This is a genomic window from Candidatus Kryptoniota bacterium, from assembly GCA_036567965.1.
Lineage (GTDB): Bacteria > Bacteroidota > Ignavibacteria > Kryptoniales > JAKASW01 > JAKASW01.
Map to the genome: position 1 here is coordinate 97,832 of DATCTN010000012.1, position 19,671 is coordinate 117,502.

Here is a 19,671-nt window from a genome sequence, read left to right on the forward strand (position 1 = left end):
GGCCTTTTATTGAAACATGTTGTTAATTGCGTCCGTGATGTCGTTGTGGGCCTTAAGTTGTCTCAAGTGCCGCTCTATCTGGAGATAATGCTCGTACTTCTGACTCGCAAGCGAACGGAACAGTCTTTTCGTTTCGTTATCCTCCGAGATTTCAGCGTGATCGTTATACTGACGTATTGTCTCCATTTCATTGCTCAAGGCTTTCTCGAGCATCTCGATTCGTGTCTGGGCTTTCATTTCACTACCTCCGAATGACTTTTGTTGCTTTTACTTTTATCGTTATCCTTCATCAGCTTGAAGACAATGGAGTCCACCATAGCCTTCCAGCTGGCTTCTATAATGTTTTCGGAAACTCCCACCGTGTTCCAATTCGAATCCTCATCCGTTGTTTCAATCAAGACTCTCACTTTCGCGCTTGTACCCTCGTTACCGTCTACCACGCGCACCTTGTAGTCTGACAGTTTCGTCTCCTGGAGTTGTGGATAAAACTGTAAGAGTGCCTTCCGGAGCGCGTTGTCGAGGGCGTTCACCGGTCCGTTTCCCTCCGCCGCAGTGTGCTCTATCTTGTCGCCGACCCGCAGCTTTATGACGGCTTCTGTGTGAGTCACGCCGGCATTCGCCTTCTTTTCGGTGATGATCCGGAGTGCTTCGAGTTCAAATGGAATCTCGAGCTCGCCCACGTCTCTTCTCATCAGGATCGCTAGGGACGCGTCGGCGTCTTCGAAAACGTATCCTTCATTCTCGAGAGCCTTCAGCTCGTTTACAATTGCAGTTGCTTGACCGTTGCTCCCCGGAATACCTACACCAAGCTCCTGAGCTTTATAAAGCACGTTGCTCTTTCCGGATAGGTCACTCACAAGTACCCTCCTCGAGTTTCCCACCACACCCGGCTCGATGTGCTCGTACGTCCGCGCAGATTTCATGACTGCACTTACATGGACTCCACCCTTGTGAGCGAAAGCGCTCTGGCCGACGTATGGAAGATTCTTCCGCGGCTGAAGATTTGCCACTTCATTGACGTACCTCGACAACTCGGTCAGTTTCTTCAGCCTTTCCTTCGAAAGAACCTCGCGGCCCATTTTCAACTGTAGATTCGGGATTATGGAGCAGAGGTTTGCGTTCCCGCATCGCTCGCCGAATCCGTTGATCGTGCCCTGGACCTGGACACATCCGGCCTTTATTGCCGCGAGAGAATTTGCTACGGCAAGTTCAGAATCGTTGTGTGCATGAATTCCCAGGGAAATCTTTACCGTGCTTGCCGCAGTTTCAGTTATCCTGGCTACGTCATCAGGCATGGTTCCGCCGTTGGTGTCACACAGGACGATGAAATCGGCACCGCCGGATTCGGCGGCGCGAATAGTCGTTAGAGCATACTCGGGATTCGATTTATACCCGTCGAAGAAATGCTCAGCGTCGTATACGACTTCCTTGTGCCTGCTCTTGAGATACTTTACGGTGTCGTGAATGATCTCGAGGTTGCGCTCTTCGGTTGTTCCGAGCGCTTCCTTGACGTGCATATCCCATGACTTGCCAAAAATCGTAACGACCGGCGTCTCTGCCCTCAGGAGCTGGTTCACGTTCTCATCGGCTTCCGGAGTCGAGCCGGCGCGGCATGTGCTCCCGAACGCCGCAAGCTTCGCGTGATGAAGCTTGATCGACTTCATCCGCTCGAAGAACTCCATATCTTTCGGGTTCGATCCGGGCCAGCCGCCTTCAATGAAATCGACTCCGAACGAGTCCAGATGCTGAGCGATCTTGACCTTGTCCTCCGCACTGAAGGAGATCTCCTCGCCCTGGGTTCCGTCCCTGAGCGTTGTGTCGTATATGTATATCTTGTCGTTCATGTTTATCCTCTCGGACGTTGTTACTTCCTTAGCCAGCTCATCATTGCGCGAAGTTTGGATCCGACTTTCTCGACAAGGTGCGTGTTCATTTCCTTCCGCATCTTGAGAAACTTCTTCTGCTTGTTCACAAAAGTCTCGTTTATCCATTCCTTCGCGAATTTGCCTGTTTGAATTTCATTTAGGATCTTTTTCATCTCCTTGCGGGTCTGCTTTGTGATGATACGAGGACCCCGCGTATAACCTCCATACTCGGCGGTGTCGCTGACGGAGAAGTTCATCCTCGAGAGTCCGCCTTCGTAGTAAAGGTCGACAATGAGCTTCAACTCGTGCATGCACTCGAAGTACGCAAGCTCCGGCGGGTAACCACCCTGCACAAGTGTTTCGAACCCCGCCTTTATCAATTCTTCGGACCCGCCGCAAAGTACCGCCTGCTCGCCGAATAAATCGGTCTCACTTTCATCTTTGAAAGTTGTCTTTATAACTCCCGCTTTTGTTCCGCCGATTCCTCTCGCATAGGCGAGCGCATACTCGAGTGCCTGTTTGGAGTGGTTCTGCTGTACTGCGATAAGGCAAGGTGTACCCGCTCCCTGCGTAAACACTCTTCTCACAAGATGCCCCGGAGCCTTCGGAGCTATCATTATTACATCGACATCCTTCGGGGGCTGTACCAGTTTATAGTGGATATTGAAGCCGTGAGCGAATGCAAGGACCTTTCCGGCAGAAAGATTCGGCGCGATCTCGGTCTCGTACAGCTTCTTCTGTGCCATGTCGGGGGCGAGAATCATTATAAGATCTGCTGCTGCGGACGCGTCGAACGGCGTCATTACCTGAAGTCCTTCAGCTTCAGCTGCCGCTCTTGATTTGCTCCCGGGCTGCAAGCCGACGACTACTTTTACACCGCTGTCGCGGAGGTTCAACGCATGCGCGTGTCCCTGACTGCCGTAGCCGATAATTGCCACAGTTTTTCCCGTGAGTAAAGATAAATCTGCGTCAGCATCGTAGTACACTTTCATTTGTGTTCCTTTGACTTTTGAGATTGTGAATGATTTGACAAGGTGAGGGTTACGGATGAGGGAACAGCAGCAATCAGCTGCCTGTACCGTGAGTTATGTTCTGGATCCCGCTGTCTCATTTCTAAACCTCACCCTCGAATTCTCGCTTCAACGCGACGCGGCCGGTCCGTGCGATTTCTTTGATGCCGAACGGTTCCAGCATTTTTATCATTGCTTCCACTTTCTTCTCGCTCCCGGTGGCCTCTATTGTGATTGACCGCTGACTTATGTCAATGATTTTGGATCGGAAGATTTCCGAAATTTGCATCAGCTCGGAACGGGTGGTTTTGTTCGCTGAGACTTTAATCAGGATCAGCTCACGCTCCATGAAGCTGTCGTAAGTGAGATCCACAACTTTCGTAACGTCGATGAGTTTGTTCAACTGTTTAATGATCTGTTCGATAATGTCGTCGTCGCCTTTCGAGACTATCGTGACACGCGCGGCTGAATCATCTTCGCTTGTTCCGACCGAAATACTGTCGATGTTGTATCCGCGTGCGCTGAACAAGCCCACGATCCTGTTCAACGCGCCGAATTTGTTTTCAACAAGTACGGATATGGTATGTTTCTTCACTTCACGGTCTCCATATGGGAATGTAATTTCTTGAGTTCTTCGACGCTCTTCGGATAATCCATTATCTGGGCGACCGTTCCTCCGCTCGGGATCATCGGGAAGACATTGTCTTCGCTTGTCGTCCTAAAATCTATCAGTACCGGCCTGTCGTTTATCTTCATCGATTCTTCGAGGATCGGGGCAACTTCGGCGGGTTTGTCAGTAACGAACCCGGCGGCTCCGAACGCTTCCGCGAGTTTCGCGAAATCCGGATTGTTCCCGAGCGAAACCTGGCTGTATCGCTTTTTGTAAAACATGTCCTGCCATTGCCTCACCATTCCGAGAAAACCGTTGTTCAGGATCACGATCTTTATCGGGAGCTTGTGACCAACGGCCGTCGCCAGCTCCTGGATGTTCATCTGAATTCCTCCGTCCCCGTTTATGCTGAAGACGGGTCTGTCTTTTACTCCGAACGCCGCACCTATGGAAGCAGGGAAGGAGAACCCCATCGTGCCCAGGCCGCCTGACGTAATGTTCGATCTCGGGTTCTTGAACCTGTAGAACTGTGCCGTCCACATCTGGTTCTGTCCGACATCTGAAGTCACTACCGCTTCGCCATGGGTCACTTCATAGATCTTTTCAATTACATACTGTGCCCGAATCCTATCGCCGTCTTCATACCTTAGCGGATGTTCATTCTTCCACGTACGTATCTGTTCGAGCCACTCCTTAGTGTCAAGCGGCTTCACCAGAGGAATCAACCTCTCGAGCACATGGCGGACATCGCCGACGATCGGCACATCGACCTTGACGTTCTTGCTAATCGCCGATGGGTCGATATCGATGTGAACTTTCCTGGATTTCGGAGAGAAGGACGCAGGATTGCCGGTGACGCGGTCATCGAATCTGGAACCGATCGCCACGAGACAATCGCATTGGTCGACGGCGATATTCGAGTACCATGTTCCGTGCATACCGAGCATTCCCATCGAGAGTTCGTCTTCGCCTGGGAATGCTCCGAGTCCCATCAGCGTCATGGTAACCGGCGCGTTCAGTTTCTTCGCGAGATTAACAATTTCCTTGGAGGCGTTCGAAGCAATGGCGCCCCCACCGACATACAGGACCGGTTTTTTCGATGCGTTAATGATCTCAACCGCCTTGTTTATTTGCCCCATGTGCCCGAAGTAGAACGGGTGGTAACCTCTCAACTTAACTTCTTTAGGATACGAAAATGCCGTTCGTGACGCCATCACGTCTTTCGGCATGTCGACAACAACGGGACCCGGTCTGCCGGTCGCAGCAATATGGAACGCGGCCCGGATCGTCCATGCAAGTTCACGAACGTCCTTCACCAGGAAATTATGTTTCGTGATAGATCTTGTTATCCCGATTATATCGGCTTCCTGGAACGCATCGTTGCCAATCAAATGAGTCGCGACCTGGCCGGTGAACACAACGATCGGTACGGAATCCATATACGCGTCGGCAATCCCTGTCACCGTGTTCGTGGCGCCGGGGCCCGACGTTACCACAACTACTCCCACTTTGCCGGTAGCCTTCGCATATCCCTCGGCCGCATGTACTGCTCCCTGTTCATGTCTTGTCAAAATGTGCTTGATGTCAGACATGTCGTGCATTGCATCGTAGACACCGATCACGGCGCCTCCCGGATATCCGAAAATGTATTCGACCTTTTCCTCCATCAAGGCTTTTACAAAAATCTCGGCGCCTGTAATTTCGTTCGTGCTCATATTTCATGTCTCCGTTTCTTCTATAGGTTGTCTGATTCGGTCACATGTCCACCCGCTTCAGTCTTACAGCTTTTTAAATGAACAAATCCAAAGACCTCAATACGCGCCCGGCACAGTACTGAGCTTCAGGTTATTCCCGCTTCGTCGATTTTGGATTTTAGTTCAGGTTTGCTTCTGGGGAATAACCTTCGGCTATTTAGCTAATAATGCCGAGTAGGATATTCCCCTCGCTAAGGAGGAGGAGAATAAGGATGGAAATAATGGAAATGAGGCCACGAAGATAAGAACCGACAACACTTTCGGACAGCGGGTAAGCCGTTCCCGCTACTAATGACTCATATGTAGTGCTATTGGTTATCATCTTTCCTTAATAGAGTATAAGAAATGGTGTAGCCGTTGTCAATAGTTTCATCGGAATTATTTTGTTAAACCTGCATTAAGTTAAGGGAGTTATCTTCTGCCGGATTGATCATCCCGATCAGTTCTTGATCAAAGATCTAGATAATACGTCCCGGTGGCTGAAATGGCGGATTGTTTATTAGCGGCGTCAGCGATAAATTTTTTTGCGAGTCGGACGAAATAGTCGAAGAGAGGAGTCAAAATGCCCGGGGAAAAGCATAGAATACTATGGGTAGACGATGAAATCGAGCTTTTGAAGCCGCATGTCATCTTCCTGAAGGACAAAGGTTTCCAGGTGGATACAGCTACAAACGGACAGGATGCAATCGAACTCGTTCGCCAGAACTTCCGCGACCAAAACTACGATCTCATTCTGCTTGACGAAATGATGGCCGGAATGGGCGGTCTGAAAACACTTGAGGCGATCAAAGGAATTGCTCCTGAAATACCTGTCGTCATGATTACGAAGAATGAAGCCGAGTCTCTTATGGAAGAGGCGATCGGACAGAAGATAACCGATTATCTTACGAAGCCCGTGAACCCCAGTCAGATTCTTCTTACGGCAAAACGAATCATCGACGGTCACAGGATCACCGGTGAGCGCGTATCGCGTGATTATGTTACTGACTTCCGTGATATTTCGAGCCAGCTCGATAGTGAACTCACCTATAAAGAATGGGTGGAGATTCACCAGAAGCTGACTTACTGGGAGCTCGAGATCGACGAGCATCCTGAGACCGGCTTGAAGGACCCGCTGACAGACCAAAGGCGAGCAGCGAACGCCGCGTTCGGGAAATACATCGAAAGCGTTTACAAGAATTGGGTCAATTCGAAATCCGAGAAGCCGAAACTCTCGCATGAGGTATTCGAAACCTACGTAATGCCGAAGATGACTCCTGGAAAACCGGTTGTGATGATCGTAATCGACTGCATGCGGCTCGACCAGTGGCTGATCATGGAAGATTACCTGCGAGACGATTTCGCCATCAACAAAGAATTCTATTATTCGATATTGCCCACGGCGACTCCCTATTCGCGCAACGCGATCTTCAGCGGGCTTCTTCCTCTTGAAATGGAAAAGCGGTTCCCTGAAATCTGGGACAAAGGAAATTCAGACGACGACTCGAGCAGGAACAGGTATGAAAAGGAATTGTTGACCGATCTGCTTCAGCGGAAGAGAATTCGAGTGGAACCGAAATATATCAAGATCATCGATCCTGATTTCGGAAAGAATATCGTATCGAATATTTCCAGCTTTGTCAGATTACCTCTGACCACGATAGTCGTAAATTTCGTAGACATACTGGCTCATTCGCGTTCCGACTCGGACATTTTGAAGGAGATTGCGCCCGACGAAAGTGCGTACAGGTCGCTGACGAAATCGTGGTTCCAGCATTCATATCTCCTCGATCTGTTCAAAGCGCTGGCCGAGACAAATGCGACTGTAGTGGTCACAACCGATCATGGGAGTGTGAGGAGCCTCAGGGGCTCCAAGGTTCTTGGTGACAGAGAGGCGTCAACGAATCTCCGCTACAAATTTGGACGGAACCTAAAATGCGACGACAGGCAGGCGATATTCGTGAAGAACCCGGAGGATTACATGCTCCCGAGGCGCGGTGTGACGATCAATTACATTATCGCCAAAGAGGATTTTTATTTTGTTTATCCCACGGAGTATCATAAGTACCTGGAGCAATATCACGACAGCTTCCAGCATGGGGGGATCTCTCTTGAGGAGATGATTCTGCCGGTAATTTTCCTGGACCCAAGGTAAGAGCCCGAATAAGATGGAAATCCACATCTCAAAAGCTGAAAGCGAAACGATTGCACTTGGCAAGAAGTTCGCCGGTCAGTTGAAGGAAGGGGGATTCGTTGCGTTATACGGCGAGCTCGGCGCAGGCAAGACTCAATTTGTCAAAGGTGTCTGCGAGGCGCTCAAAGTGACGGAAGTCGTAAACAGCCCGACCTTTACCATAGTGAACGAGTATCATGGTACGATGCCGGTATTTCACATCGACCTGTACCGGCTAAGCAATGTGGACGAGATTTTAGGAATTGGATTTGACGAATACCTCGAGGCCGGCGGGATTTGTCTCGTGGAGTGGGCGGAGAAGCTCGACGGTATCATACCGGGCAGGAGATTCGACGTGAAGTTGGCGGTGGTGGATGAGTCGACCCGCGAAATTTCAATAGCATCTCTAAACGAAGGCGAATGAGTACGAACAGGATACTGGCGCTCGAGACAGCGACCAAGATTTGCTCCGTCGCAGTTTCTGAGAACGGCGTGGTCGCGGGAGAGTTTTCGATATACGTTCCGCACGCACATGTCGAACGGCTCGTGTCAGTGATCAATGATCTGCTGAAGAATCTTCGCTTGAAGTACAGCGATCTGGATGCGATCGCAGTCTCGAATGGTCCCGGCAGCTTCACCGGTCTCAGGATCGGGCTCAGCGTCGCTAAAGGAATAGCCTTTGCGGAAGACAAGCGGATCATCGCAGTTCCGACGCTTGATGCGCTGGCTTTGCGCGCCCGTATACTGGTTGATAGGAAGACCGTTGTCCCGGTACTTCACGCCAGAGGAAGGGAATTTTATTATTGCAGATATAAATTCGTAAATTCATTTCCGGAGAGGTCGGGCGATTATAAAGTCTCTGGTCCAGCGGGAATCGCCGAGGAATTTGACTCCGAAACGATTTTCGTCGGCGAAGGCGTGGCCGAACTTGTCAAGGAGGATTGCATAAACGTGAAATTCGGTGAGCGCTCATTCTGCGAATTGACCGCCTCGGCTGTGGAGGTGGGCATGGCGGCCCAGGAGAAGTTCGACAGGCAGGAGTTTTCAGACCTTAGAACATTGGTGCCGATGTATGTCAAGGACTTCGTGACCGTTAAAGGCAATCCCTTAAAAAAAATCATGGAGAGAATCTGATGTCCTGGTTCAAACGGTCTAAACAGAACATTGTCTCCGGCGAAAAAAAAGATTTGCCGGAAGGCTCATGGGTGAAATGCGAAAAGTGCGGAGAGGTACTTCACAAATCGCAGCTACAGGACAATCTCTGGACATGCAACAAGTGCAATTACCATTTCAGGATCGGGAGCAAAGAGTATATTCAGCTCCTTCTCGACAAGAAAAGCTTCAAAGAGACAGACAGGGCACTGAAGTCGAACGATCCTCTGAAGTTCACGGATACAAAGTCGTACAAAGTTAGAGTTGCCGAAGCTCAGAAGAAGACCGGACTTGTCGATGCAATAAGGACGGGAACCGGAGAGATAAATGGGCACAAGGTCGTGTTCGGCTGTATGGACTTCCAGTTCATCGGCGGTAGCATGGGCTCTGTAGTCGGTGAAAAAGTTGCACGTTCCGTCGATCGCGCGGTCAAGCTCAAGCGACCATTGATTTTGATTTCTCAAAGCGGCGGGGCGAGAATGATGGAAGCAGCGATTTCTCTCATGCAGCTGGCCAAGACGAGCGCTCGTCTGACGAGATTACATAAGGCCGGACTTCCGTACATTTCGATCATGGTCGATCCGACCACGGGAGGAGTGACCGCGAGCTTTGCCATGCTGGGCGACTTCAATATCGCGGAACCCGGAGCACTCATCGGGTTTGCTGGTCCGCGAGTGATTAAGCAAGCAGTGGGTAAAGACCTTCCGGAAGGATTCCAAAGATCCGAATTCCTTCTCGACAAGGGATTTGTCGACTTTATCGCGCATAGAAAAGAACTTAAGGGCAAAGTAACACAGCTGTTAGATCTCCTGGAATCGTAATCCGCAATGACCATCAGGATTGTCGGAGTGCCGATGGATCTCGGCGCAGGGAGGCGCGGGGTCGATATGGGTCCGTCCGCGCTGAGGATTGCCGGTATCGCCGAGAGGCTCCGTGAAATCGGGCACACCGTATTCGACGACGGCGATATTCCGGTAAAGGTTCCTGAAAGCGCGGAGATCGACAACCCGAAGTTGAAGTACCTCCCCGAAATTGTCCGAGTATCGACAATACTCGCCCACAAGATCGGGACAATCATGGAGCAAAAGGAATTCCCGCTGGTGCTCGGCGGGGACCACTCGATCGCGATGGGAACAATTTCGGGGTTATCAGGCTTCGCGCGGAAGAACGGCTTGAGGTTCGGAGTCATCTGGATCGATGCTCACGCGGACATGAATACGAATGAGACAAGCCCTTCCGGAAATATCCACGGGATGCCCTTCGCTGCAGTCCTTGGCGAAGGCGTCAAGGAGCTGACGACGATAGGCGGCGACTTCAGGAAGGTCGACCCGAAAAACGCCGTTCTGATAGGTGTTAGAAATATAGACCGTGCGGAGAAGGAGATAATGAAGCGCACCGGAATAAAGTATTACACCATGGCTGACATTGATAAATACGGTGCTCACAGGATAATCGGACGGGCACTGAAAGAATTCAAGGAGAATGTCGACCTGCTTCACGTTAGTTTTGATATCGATTCCGTTGACCCATCCGTAGCAGCAGGAGTCGGAACACCGTCGCCCGGTGGATTAAGCTACAGAGAAACTCACCTCATAATGGAAACGATAGCAGATTGCGAGTGCATGAGCTCGCTCGAAGTCACCGAAGTTAACCCGATATTCGACGTGAGGAACGAATCCGCTGAGTTCGCCACCGCGGTTGTCGCATCCGCGCTCGGGAAAAAAATCATTTGAGAATAGATGAAGACAATAACTTCTATCGCTGAAATGCAATCGATTGCGGGAGAACTCCGCGTCGGTGGAAAAAGGATCGGACTCGTTCCGACTATGGGATACCTCCACGAGGGACATCTAAGCCTTTTGGATGAAGCGCAGAAACAGTCGGATGTCGTTGTCATGTCCATATACGTAAACCCGACGCAGTTCGGGAGAGGCGAGGACTTCGAGAGGTACCCTCGCGATCTGGAGCGTGACGAGAAAATGGCTGCTGCACGTGGCGTCGAATATTTGTTCGAGCCGGTCGACAGGGAAATGTACCCGGAAGGCTTTCTTACGTTTGTCGAACTCGACAAGGTCTCTCATCTTTTTGAAGGAGAATTCAGACCGGGACACTTCAGAGGAGTTGCTACGATTGTTACGAAGCTCTTCAATATCATCAGGCCGCATGTTGCTGTTTTCGGACAAAAGGATGCTCAACAGGTGTTCATCATCCAAAAACTAGTCAGCGATTTGGATTTCGACGTCCGTATCCGCGTCGCCCCGATTGTTCGTGATCCCGACGGTCTCGCCATGAGCTCGCGAAATGTCTACCTTTCCGAATCGGAGCGCGCTCAGGCGTCGGTGATTTACAGATCGCTGAAGCTTGCCGAGAGGATCCTCAAAGAAGGTGATACGGACCTCGTTCATGTGAGGTCAGAGATGATAAGGCTTATTGACAGCGTTTCCGATGCGAAGATCGACTACGTGAGTTTTGTGAACACATCGACTTTCGATCGTGTAGAGTCGACCGATGGACTCGAGAAGGCGCAAGCGATACTGGCGGTCAGGTTTGGAAAGACGAGGCTGATAGACAATATGCTTTACGACCTGGGGCACTAATGGGCATGGTCTCTGTCTCTAATTTGAGCTACGGCTGCTGAGATGAAGCTGAACGAACTCGCCGGATTGGCTAACAAGCTTCCACAAAATCCCGGTCTCAACGCGAGTGGAGAGTACTTTGTCTCAGTGGTCGTCCTTCTTTTGGTTCCGATCGATGGGGAGTACCACATCCTTTTCGAGAAGAGAGCACCTTCGATCAGGCAAGGGGGGGAGATTTCGCTGCCGGGCGGAGAGTTCGATGAGAGCGACGGGACTCTTGAAATGGCTGCGCTGAGGGAGGTCGAAGAGGAAGTGGGGATTCCAAGAAGCAAGATCAAGATTATTGGAAGGCTCGATTCGGTAATCGTGCCGCTAGGAGTCATGGTAAATGTATTTGTAGGAGTGTCCGACGTTTCAGAAAGTGAAATCACTGCAAACCCAAAGGAAGTCGAAAAGGCTTTTCTCATCCCCGTGTCGCACTTTCAGCACAACCAGCCGGAGACTTATGAATTGATGACCAGAATTTATCCTTCATTCACAGACGCCAAGACCAACGACGAGGTCGTCCTTCTTCCGTCGAAGGAACTCGGGCTGCCCGAACGGTATTGGAAGTCGTGGGGTGGAGCAAGGCACAAAGTCTATGTGTTCAAAACCTCGGAGGGCACAATCTGGGGAATTACGGCAAGGATCATTATTGATTTCATAAAAAGGATGAGATGAAGACGCTACTATCGAAAAGGCTGATGGATTGATAACATGTCAGTGCGGCAGAGAGATAACGAAGCGTCCGAGTAACAGGTTCTGTCTCACGCGATCCGGTTCTAGTGGCCGCAGATGCGTGAGCATTTTGCAATCGGACTGGTCAAACCTATATGAAACGAAACTGGTCGTGCCATGAAAACAAATGAATTATCACCGCCGAAACCCGGGTTACTCCTTTTATGGCTGGGAATTTCACTCATTCTCGTTATCGGCGACTATATCGCCGGGCCATTCATCCAGTTCCCGATTACTTACCTTGTCCCAGTGGCATTAGCATCCTGGTACAATGGGCGCTGGGCAGGAATCACGTTTGCGATTCTGTTCCCACTCGTTCGACTCTACTTTAATGTTGAATTCTGGACAGTTCCATGGTCGGTAGGGGAGGCGAGCGTAAACATGTTCATCAGAGTCCTGGTGCTCTCCTCCTTTGCTGTCGTTGTCGATCGCAGGTCATCTCAAACCCGCATGCTTTCAAAAGAGCTCCGCCTACTCGAGGGATTTCTTCCCGTATGTTCCTACTGCAAGAAGATCAGGGATGAGAAAGAGGAGTGGCAGCCGATGGAGAAGTATATCATGGCACACACAACTGCTATGTTCACCCACGGGATTTGCCCCAGCTGCAGAGAAGAACATTTCGGTGAGATGCTCAAACGCAGCACGTGACGTAGTATATTACTCCCAGCGTAGGTTTGATTGACTTGACAAAGGTGTGAACTCAGATGTTGACTCGCGGATGATCGGATTCGGAAGGTTTCTCTTCTTTCTATTCATTTCGTTAGCACCGGCATTTGCTTTCGCACAGCAGGATTGTTTCGACAGGAGTGACACTTGCAGTTACTCTATATCATCTCTTCCTCATCAGTGCGCCTCTTGCGGTATCGATACCACTCCCTGCGTGGTCAGTGAATTCGATTTGCTCGGTACGGTCGATGGACTCACATTTTACTATACCCTCTGTTCAAGGCAGGAGAGCGGCGTACCTGATTCACTTCAGGACAGTCTTCACATGGGCAAAGGACTTACAATCTCAATCGCACTTTTCGAAGGAATGAAAATCAGCGGAACGGTCAGGAAGGTCTGGGAAATTGGTGCATCCACGCGGGATTTCACCCTGACTGCGCCACAGTTTGTGAAAACCCGACTCGGAACCTTCATCCACGTTTTTATGACTAACGGCAACGGCGGGTGGGACATGGGATTCTATTTCTTGAGACGGTCCGGATCGTGGTACTCAATTGATATTCCAGATTGGTCTCAGCTTTTGAAGTCGTACCTTCCTGACCATTTCACATTGTGTCGCGGGAGCGTAATCGATCTTGACAACATGTCGATCATTCTCCCCTTGTTCAAACCTGGAGACCCGTACTGTTGCCCAACGGGCGGATCAATAAGAGCGCAGCTCGACGTGGTCGACAACAGGTTCATCGTGAAAGCTGCGATCTATGCTCCGACTGCTGTAGACCGTTTACATTGAACTGACACGTAGCCCCGTAAACGTCGATGAGTCACCACCTGACACCGACTATTCCGTGGGAGAGGCGTTTCCGGTCTTTCAAAATGGCCAGCACGTCTTGCGTCCTTGAAACTTTCCTCCGTTCCTTCTAACCTATTGTAGGTATGTTACTAGGGCCCGTTGACGCATTGCTACTAATAAAGCCGGCAATGGACAAGCCCGCCTTGACGAATACCTCAAACCACTCCCACACATAGCGTTTTATCCGTATTCAGTTCCTAAGACATTCTCTTCTCAAAAACATTGAAAGGGATTAATCATGAAACGGACAAGAGTAATAATCCTCGGCGCGGCAGGAAGAGACTTCCACAATTTCAATACGGTATTCAGGGATAATGAGCAGTATGAAGTCGTCGCATTTACCGCGACGCAAATTCCTAATATATCCGGACGCAAGTATCCTGCTGAACTGGCAGGAAAACTTTACCCAAAGGGGATTCTGATTTATCCCGAGGCACAACTTCCCCAGCTCCTTAAAGACAACAACATTGATCAAGTGGTCTTCGCATATTCCGACATCTCGTTTAATTACGTAATGACCAAAGCATCGCAGGTAACCTCACTTGGAGCAGATTTCAAACTTCTTGGCGTGAAGAACACAATGCTGAAGAGCAAAGTACCTGTAATTGCGGTCGTCGCGGTCAGAACTGGTGCGGGGAAGAGCCAAACTTCTCGTCGAGTATGTGACATACTTAGGGCAAAGGGATTGACCGTTGTCGCCGTACGTCATCCCATGCCGTATGGAGATCTGGTTAAACAGAAAGTCCAGAGATATGCCAGCATCGATGACTTAAAGAAATACGAATGCACCATCGAGGAAATGGAGGAGTACGAGCCGCACATTACAAATGGAACAATCATATATGCTGGAGTCGACTATGAGGCAATTCTACGGGAAGCCGAGAAGGAGGCCGACGTAATAGTGTGGGATGGAGGGAACAACGACACCTCATTCTACCGGCCGGACCTGACTATCACGGTAGCAGATCCTCACCGCCCCGGCCATGAGCTTTCGTACTACGCGGGCATGGTAAATACCTTGCTTGCAGATATCGTGGTGATCAACAAGGTCGAATCAGCGACCCGGGAGAATGTGGCAATTGTACGAAATAACGTGTTGAGCGTGAACGCGACGGCCAGAATAATCGAAGCCGCGTCCCCGGTTTCAGTCGAAGATGAGTCGCTCATTCGCGGCAAGAGAGTTCTCGTCGTCGAAGACGGGCCCACCCTGACCCACGGCGGGATGTCATACGGCGCGGGCGTGATTGCCGCTCAAAAGTTCGGCGCGAAAGAGCTCGTTGATCCTCGCAGGTGGGCAGTCGACACAATTTCCGAGACTTTCAAGAAATATCCGAAGACGGGCACCCTTCTGCCCGCAATGGGATACGGTGACAAACAGGTAAAGGACCTGGAAGCCACCATCAATAAGGTGGACTGTGACACAGTAATAATCGGGACCCCGATCGACCTGAGGCGCGTTATCAAAATAAAGAAGCCGTCAGTCAGAGTGAGATATGAACTCGCCGAGATAACAAAGCCTGACCTCAAGGAGGTGTTAGAGGGATTTTTGACGGAGCATAAGTTATCTTAGAAACACATCCTAAAAGGAGAATCGGAATGAAGAAAGATTTCCTGAGTATTGCCGACTGGTCCGGAAAGGATTTGATCGCATTAGTTGAGCTTTCGGAAAAAATGAAAACGAATCCGGGAAAATTCAAGAAAGCCCTCCTGGGGAAATCCGTAGCGCTGATTTTTGAAAAGCAGTCGCTCCGGACCCACGTCACGTTTGATGTGGGAATATACCAGCTCGGAGGACACTCGGTTTATCTGACGCAATCCGACATAAACCTGGGGAAGCGCGAAAGCATTTACGACGTGTCGAAAAATCTCGAACGGTGGATGGATGCCGTTGTAGTCCGAACATATGCTCACCAGAATTGTGTTGACATGGGCAAATATATGAAGATTCCTGTCGTTAACGCGCTTACCGATTACGAACACCCATGCCAGGCTATCGGCGATTTCCTGACTGCGCGCGAATATCTGGGGAATCTCAAGAAGAAAAAATTTGTATTCGTCGGGGACGGCAACAATGTGTGCAACTCACTCATGCTGATGGCTGCGAAGATGGGAATGAATTTTGTGGCGGCCACTCCCGCCGGTTATGAGCCTGCCCGGGAAATCCTCGCTATGGCGAGAAAGGATGCCAGGAAGAGCGGCGCGAGTGTGGCGGTTGAACGCGATCCGAGAATTGCACTCGTCGGCGCCGACGTGATATACACGGATGTTTGGGTGAGCATGGGCCAGGAATCAGAGAAAGAAAAGCGGCTGCAGGCGTTTCAGGGATATCAAGTGACCAGGGAGATGCTTAAACTGGCTCGCAAGTCGGCAATTTTCATGCATTGCCTCCCTGCGCACAGAGGCGAGGAGGTTGAAGACGACGTCATAGACTCTAAACAGTCGGTCGTTTGGGATCAATCCGAAAACAGACTTCACTCGCAGAAGGCGATCCTGTATACGCTGTTAAAAGGAAGATAAAACTCGAGGATTTTCTTGGGACAAGTTCTGGTGGCTGTGGGCGGTAACTCGCTGATAAGAGCGGGTCAACGAGGTACCGTGGCGGAACAGGTCGAGAATATCCGTCAGACTGCAGCGCAGCTCGCAGAGATCGCTGCTTTGGGTAACAGTCTCGTCATAACTCACGGTAATGGACCGCAGGTCGGCGCACAGCTCCTTCGGTCGGAAGCCGGCTCATCGCAAACTTACTCGCAACCACTTGACATCTGCGTTGCCGCCACGCAAGGCGAGATCGGATACGTTCTCCAGAATGCCCTTCAGTCGGAACTCGGAAAAAGAGGGATCACTGCCCCGGTTGTCACAATGATCACCCAGGTCAAAGTAAATCGCGATGATCCCGCGTTTTCGAGTCCGTCCAAACCGATCGGTCCGTTCTATCATAAAGAGGATGCAGAACATAAACGAGACGAACTCGGATGGCAGATCTTGGACGATGCCGCTCGGGGATACAGGAGAGTTGTCCCGTCTCCGGAGCCTGAAGCGATCGTAGAAATTGACGCCATCCGCAAATGCGTTGAGAATAATATCATCGTCATTGCCGTCGGTGGCGGGGGAATTCCCGTTTTCGAAAAGGACGCGAATATACAAGGGGTCGAAGCGGTTATCGACAAGGACAAGAGCTCCGCTCTCCTTGCAAATGAAATGGGCTTTCCTGTGCTGATGATTTCGACGGACGTCGAATTTGTGTACGTCCACTTCAAGCATTCCGACCAGAAGGCAATCCGCGAGATGACGCCGTCCCAGGCTGAAGAATATCTTGGAGCCGGTGAATTCTCACGCGGGAGCATGGGCCCGAAGATCGAGGCGGCACTGGAGTTCATTCGACGGGGCGGTAAAGAAGTGATCATAACCGATCCTGTTCATCTCGCCCAGTCGTTGACGGGCGAATCGGGAACGCATATCAGAAAACCGAGCGCAGGGGGTGGAAAATGAAATTGGATCACATTATCGAATCGCAACAGTTCACGGTCCCGATGCTGATGGAACTCTTCAAGATGTCAGATGATATGGAACGCGTAGTTGCCAGGGGCGGGACCGACGACTACAGGAACAAGCTGATGGCACTTCTTTTCTACGAGCATTCTACGAGGACCAGGTTCTCTTTCGAATCGGCAATGATGAGGTTGGGTGGAAAAGTTATCGGAACCGAAAGCGCTCACCAGTTTTCGTCTGTAATGCACGGCGAAACACTCGAGGATACTGTTCGTGTCGTGAGCAATTATTCCGACGTCATCGTTCTGCGACACAGCGAGATCGGCTCGTGCGCGAGAGCTGCCGCAGTCTCTTCTGTCCCCATCATAAATGCCGGAGACGGTAAAGGCGGACAACACCCTACACAGGCGTTGCTCGATCTATACACCATCTATCGCGAAACAAAAACAATTGACGGCGTCAGGATCGCTATGGTGGGAAACCTTGCGGACGGGAGAACTGTCAGATCACTCGCTTACCTCCTCGGAAAATTTGAGCGGGTGAAACTCTACTTCGTAGCGCCTAAAAGTTTACAGATGAAACAGGATATCATTGACTACCTCTCGCATCATAATGTCTGGTACACAGCTGAGGATGAACTCCGAAAGGTGATCGGAGAGGTCGATGTAGTATATATGACCAGACTTGAGGCAGCGCAACGAGACGGGATCGAATCGGGGAAATTTTATCTCGATGAATCGGTGATGAGGTATTTGCCGCACAAGTCGATAGTCATGCATCCGCTTCCGCGTTCAAATGAGATATCTCCGACGATTGATGGTGATCCGCGAGCTGCGTACTTCCGCCAAACTAAGAACGGCATCTTCGTGAGAATGGCTCTTCTTGTGTCGCTTCTCGGGCGCTAATACCGCCCGGTATCCCAACCCATCGGTCACGAACTGAGGCCCTTCCGGGACAACATTCGGAACTTCATTTGAGATTGCCTGGTCGCATAATGCACGAGAACGAAACTTGTATGATGCAACGTCCGTTTATGCGTTGAGGCCGCGGGAACGAGTACACGTGAGAGGCTTGCTAACTTTCCCGTCGCTTAATAACTTGATGGGTCAATTCATGGAGAATTTCACTTTATTGGAGCGTTCTTGCTGATCACACTGTGCAAATCGAAAATTCACCGCGCGCATGTCACACAAGCGGAACTCTATTACGAAGGAAGCCTGACCGTGGACACTCAACTTCTGGAAGTCTCAGGCATCCAGCCGTACGAGAAGGTGCAGGTTGTCAACGTGAATAACGGTGAGCGATTCGAAACCTACACAATTCCGGGCAAGAAAAATTCAGGCATTGTCTGCCTGAACGGGCCGGCCGCGCGTCTTGGAAGCGTCGGTGATGAAATTGTGATTATATCGTACGCTGAGTATGATCAAAAGGAAGCAAAAGGATTCCAACCCACCGTCGTTCTCGTGGATGACAAAAACAAAATAAAGAAGGTGATCAAGGGTCACCTCGAAGACAAGCCGGGTAACACGTGATCGACCATAAACCGTTCGTAACGGTCATAATGGCTGCCGGAAAGGGAAAGCGAATGCTGAACCCTGACATCCCTAAGGTGATGTTTGAGGTGAAAGGGAGACCCATGCTGGACCACGTTGTCGATCTGGCAATCTCTGTGAACAGTGCCCGTGTGATAGCGATCGTTGGATTCAAACGTGAAAACGTCATCAGCCATCTTGAAAAGGTTTTCGGCTCGAGAATCGCCTTTGCCATCCAGAAGGAACAGCTTGGAACGGGTCATGCAGTCATGCAAACGGAGGAACTGCTGGCAGACTACAACGGCGATCTCATAGTACTATCGGGCGATGTACCACTTCTGACGCCCAAGACCATCGAAAACCTTCTTAAGACGCATTATGAGACGGGGGCCGTAATGACCGTATTGACTGCAAAAGTGGATGACCCATCGGGGTACGGCAGGATCATTCGCCACGCGGACGGATCAGTTGAGAAGATCGTCGAAGACAGGGATGCCACGCCAGAGGAGCGTAGGGTAAATGAGATAAACTCAGGTATCTATGCTTTCAAAAAGAAGGAGTTGTTTCAAGCACTTAAGCACGTCCAGCCAAATAATTCGCAACATGAGTACTATCTGACAGATGTTTTCGCTTACTTCGTGAACGAAGGAATGAGAGTTAGTGCCATTTTGGCAGAACATTTTGACGAAATCAGAGGTATCAATACCATGGCACAGCTCAAGGAAGCTGAAGAAGCATTGAATTCAAATGGGCTTCTAAGGAGGCGTTGAAAATGTCATACGTCGAGCAAAGGAAAATGATCGATTCGTTAAGATACAAGACCGCGAAAATGCCTCCCAAAGACAAATATGATTATGAGATGTTCGCGAAGCGAGATAAGGACGATGAGGATCTTGACTTGATTTCCATGAAACGACTCAGAGAGCTCTACGAGAAGTATTCCGGGTACAAGAAACCCTCTCTCTAGAAGTCCGGCGCGAACCGAAGGCTGACCACTTCTCTACTCACGTGTACCCGAATTGCTGAACCCACCTTAGAATTGAGATTTGAAGGCTTCGTTTCCTCTTTCCTCCCTGAAACAGCTGGCTGACGTTTTTCGATGAGTTGATCGAGCTTCCTCAAGCTGCTTCAATCAGCCACCCGCATCGATCTTGAAATTTTCCTTGGGTCGGCACCGGCCAATTTGGGCAATTCTTGAGGGTCCCTGTGACAAATGACAACTATCCCAAAAAGAT

At 50.3% G+C, this 19,671-nt stretch carries 21 protein-coding genes; 16 read left to right on the top strand and 5 right to left on the bottom strand.

Annotated features, from left to right (window positions below):
* Window positions 1-6: 6 nt before the first annotated feature.
* The 5 genes from VIS48_04710 to ilvB form a co-directional block, all read right to left on the bottom strand.
* A complete protein-coding gene (locus tag VIS48_04710; protein HEY9165440.1) occupies window positions 7-237 on the bottom strand; it encodes a hypothetical protein in 231 nt (76 codons plus the stop codon).
* Window positions 234-1,844, bottom strand: coding sequence for a citramalate synthase (cimA, locus tag VIS48_04715; protein HEY9165441.1), 1,611 nt, complete (start codon window positions 1,842-1,844; stop codon window positions 234-236). The genes VIS48_04710 and cimA overlap by 4 nt, the downstream gene beginning before the upstream one ends.
* 20 nt (window positions 1,845-1,864) lie before the next feature.
* Entirely contained in the window at window positions 1,865-2,857 is a 993-nt protein-coding gene (gene ilvC, locus VIS48_04720; GenBank protein HEY9165442.1) for a ketol-acid reductoisomerase, read from the bottom strand.
* 121 nt (window positions 2,858-2,978) lie between these two features.
* Window positions 2,979-3,470 carry an acetolactate synthase small subunit gene (gene ilvN, locus VIS48_04725; GenBank protein HEY9165443.1) on the bottom strand — a complete coding sequence of 164 codons (492 nt, stop codon included), beginning with the start codon at window positions 3,468-3,470 and terminating at the stop codon, window positions 2,979-2,981.
* Window positions 3,467-5,200 (bottom strand): biosynthetic-type acetolactate synthase large subunit, encoded by a 1,734-nt coding sequence (gene ilvB / locus VIS48_04730; GenBank protein ID HEY9165444.1) that lies wholly within the window; start codon window positions 5,198-5,200, stop codon window positions 3,467-3,469. Before ilvB ends, ilvN begins: the two co-directional genes overlap by 4 nt.
* A gap of 601 nt (window positions 5,201-5,801) precedes the next feature.
* On the opposite strand from ilvB, the gene VIS48_04735 reads away from it, so the two are divergent.
* The 16 genes from VIS48_04735 to VIS48_04810 all read left to right on the top strand — a co-directional run bounded on the left by VIS48_04735 (window position 5,802) and on the right by VIS48_04810 (window position 19,403).
* Complete coding sequence (locus VIS48_04735; GenBank protein HEY9165445.1) at window positions 5,802-7,373, top strand: bifunctional response regulator/alkaline phosphatase family protein; 1,572 nt, start codon at window positions 5,802-5,804, stop codon at window positions 7,371-7,373.
* Window positions 7,374-7,386: 13 nt separating this feature from the next.
* Window positions 7,387-7,815: a tRNA (adenosine(37)-N6)-threonylcarbamoyltransferase complex ATPase subunit type 1 TsaE gene (gene tsaE / locus VIS48_04740; GenBank protein ID HEY9165446.1), complete on the top strand. Its 429-nt coding sequence runs from the start codon at window positions 7,387-7,389 to the stop codon at window positions 7,813-7,815.
* The gene (tsaB, locus tag VIS48_04745; GenBank protein ID HEY9165447.1) at window positions 7,812-8,525 is read left to right on the top strand and encodes a tRNA (adenosine(37)-N6)-threonylcarbamoyltransferase complex dimerization subunit type 1 TsaB; all 714 of its coding nucleotides are present in this window, start codon (window positions 7,812-7,814) and stop codon (window positions 8,523-8,525) included. Before tsaE ends, tsaB begins: the two co-directional genes overlap by 4 nt.
* Entirely contained in the window at window positions 8,525-9,364 is an 840-nt protein-coding gene (accD, locus tag VIS48_04750; GenBank protein ID HEY9165448.1) for an acetyl-CoA carboxylase, carboxyltransferase subunit beta, read from the top strand. The genes tsaB and accD overlap by 1 nt, the downstream gene beginning before the upstream one ends.
* A gap of 6 nt (window positions 9,365-9,370) precedes the next feature.
* On the top strand, window positions 9,371-10,276 hold the full coding sequence (gene rocF, locus VIS48_04755; protein ID HEY9165449.1) for an arginase: 906 nt from the start codon (window positions 9,371-9,373) through the stop codon (window positions 10,274-10,276).
* A gap of 6 nt (window positions 10,277-10,282) precedes the next feature.
* A complete protein-coding gene (gene panC, locus VIS48_04760; GenBank protein HEY9165450.1) occupies window positions 10,283-11,140 on the top strand; it encodes a pantoate--beta-alanine ligase in 858 nt (285 codons plus the stop codon).
* A gap of 42 nt (window positions 11,141-11,182) precedes the next feature.
* Window positions 11,183-11,839 carry a CoA pyrophosphatase gene (locus VIS48_04765; GenBank protein HEY9165451.1) on the top strand — a complete coding sequence of 219 codons (657 nt, stop codon included), beginning with the start codon at window positions 11,183-11,185 and terminating at the stop codon, window positions 11,837-11,839.
* A gap of 174 nt (window positions 11,840-12,013) precedes the next feature.
* Window positions 12,014-12,544, top strand: a complete 531-nt coding sequence (locus tag VIS48_04770) for a hypothetical protein (protein ID HEY9165452.1) — start codon at window positions 12,014-12,016, stop codon at window positions 12,542-12,544.
* A gap of 70 nt (window positions 12,545-12,614) precedes the next feature.
* Window positions 12,615-13,355: a hypothetical protein gene (locus tag VIS48_04775; protein ID HEY9165453.1), complete on the top strand. Its 741-nt coding sequence runs from the start codon at window positions 12,615-12,617 to the stop codon at window positions 13,353-13,355.
* Window positions 13,356-13,653: 298 nt separating this feature from the next.
* Window positions 13,654-14,985, top strand: coding sequence for a cyclic 2,3-diphosphoglycerate synthase (locus VIS48_04780; GenBank protein ID HEY9165454.1), 1,332 nt, complete (start codon window positions 13,654-13,656; stop codon window positions 14,983-14,985).
* Between the two features lie 26 nt (window positions 14,986-15,011).
* Entirely contained in the window at window positions 15,012-15,932 is a 921-nt protein-coding gene (gene argF, locus VIS48_04785) for an ornithine carbamoyltransferase (protein HEY9165455.1), read from the top strand.
* A gap of 15 nt (window positions 15,933-15,947) precedes the next feature.
* A complete protein-coding gene (gene arcC / locus VIS48_04790) occupies window positions 15,948-16,904 on the top strand; it encodes a carbamate kinase (GenBank protein ID HEY9165456.1) in 957 nt (318 codons plus the stop codon).
* Entirely contained in the window at window positions 16,901-17,809 is a 909-nt protein-coding gene (gene pyrB / locus VIS48_04795) for an aspartate carbamoyltransferase (protein HEY9165457.1), read from the top strand. The genes arcC and pyrB overlap by 4 nt, the downstream gene beginning before the upstream one ends.
* A gap of 237 nt (window positions 17,810-18,046) precedes the next feature.
* Window positions 18,047-18,436: an aspartate 1-decarboxylase gene (gene panD / locus VIS48_04800; GenBank protein ID HEY9165458.1), complete on the top strand. Its 390-nt coding sequence runs from the start codon at window positions 18,047-18,049 to the stop codon at window positions 18,434-18,436.
* A complete protein-coding gene (locus VIS48_04805) occupies window positions 18,433-19,206 on the top strand; it encodes a sugar phosphate nucleotidyltransferase (GenBank protein ID HEY9165459.1) in 774 nt (257 codons plus the stop codon). Before panD ends, VIS48_04805 begins: the two co-directional genes overlap by 4 nt.
* 2 nt (window positions 19,207-19,208) lie before the next feature.
* Window positions 19,209-19,403 carry a hypothetical protein gene (locus tag VIS48_04810; GenBank protein HEY9165460.1) on the top strand — a complete coding sequence of 65 codons (195 nt, stop codon included), beginning with the start codon at window positions 19,209-19,211 and terminating at the stop codon, window positions 19,401-19,403.
* Window positions 19,404-19,671: the final 268 nt, after the last annotated feature.

Bases quoted from the DNA above. Each gene is read 5' to 3' on its own strand.
- VIS48_04710 (HEY9165440.1), bottom strand. From the start codon at position 237: ATGAAAGCCCAGACACGAATCGAGATGCTCGAGAAAGCCTTGAGCAAT.
- cimA (HEY9165441.1), bottom strand. From the start codon at position 1,844: ATGAACGACAAGATATACATATACGACACAACGCTCAGGGACGGAACC.
- ilvC (HEY9165442.1), bottom strand. From the start codon at position 2,857: ATGAAAGTGTACTACGATGCTGACGCAGATTTATCTTTACTCACGGGA.
- ilvB (HEY9165444.1), bottom strand. From the start codon at position 5,200: ATGAGCACGAACGAAATTACAGGCGCCGAGATTTTTGTAAAAGCCTTG.
- VIS48_04735 (HEY9165445.1), top strand. From the start codon at position 5,802: ATGCCCGGGGAAAAGCATAGAATACTATGGGTAGACGATGAAATCGAG.
- tsaE (HEY9165446.1), top strand. From the start codon at position 7,387: ATGGAAATCCACATCTCAAAAGCTGAAAGCGAAACGATTGCACTTGGC.
- tsaB (HEY9165447.1), top strand. From the start codon at position 7,812: ATGAGTACGAACAGGATACTGGCGCTCGAGACAGCGACCAAGATTTGC.
- accD (HEY9165448.1), top strand. From the start codon at position 8,525: ATGTCCTGGTTCAAACGGTCTAAACAGAACATTGTCTCCGGCGAAAAA.
- rocF (HEY9165449.1), top strand. From the start codon at position 9,371: ATGACCATCAGGATTGTCGGAGTGCCGATGGATCTCGGCGCAGGGAGG.
- panC (HEY9165450.1), top strand. From the start codon at position 10,283: ATGAAGACAATAACTTCTATCGCTGAAATGCAATCGATTGCGGGAGAA.
- VIS48_04765 (HEY9165451.1), top strand. From the start codon at position 11,183: ATGAAGCTGAACGAACTCGCCGGATTGGCTAACAAGCTTCCACAAAAT.
- VIS48_04770 (HEY9165452.1), top strand. From the start codon at position 12,014: ATGAAAACAAATGAATTATCACCGCCGAAACCCGGGTTACTCCTTTTA.
- VIS48_04775 (HEY9165453.1), top strand. From the start codon at position 12,615: ATGATCGGATTCGGAAGGTTTCTCTTCTTTCTATTCATTTCGTTAGCA.
- VIS48_04780 (HEY9165454.1), top strand. From the start codon at position 13,654: ATGAAACGGACAAGAGTAATAATCCTCGGCGCGGCAGGAAGAGACTTC.
- argF (HEY9165455.1), top strand. From the start codon at position 15,012: ATGAAGAAAGATTTCCTGAGTATTGCCGACTGGTCCGGAAAGGATTTG.
- pyrB (HEY9165457.1), top strand. From the start codon at position 16,901: ATGAAATTGGATCACATTATCGAATCGCAACAGTTCACGGTCCCGATG.
- VIS48_04810 (HEY9165460.1), top strand. From the start codon at position 19,209: ATGTCATACGTCGAGCAAAGGAAAATGATCGATTCGTTAAGATACAAG.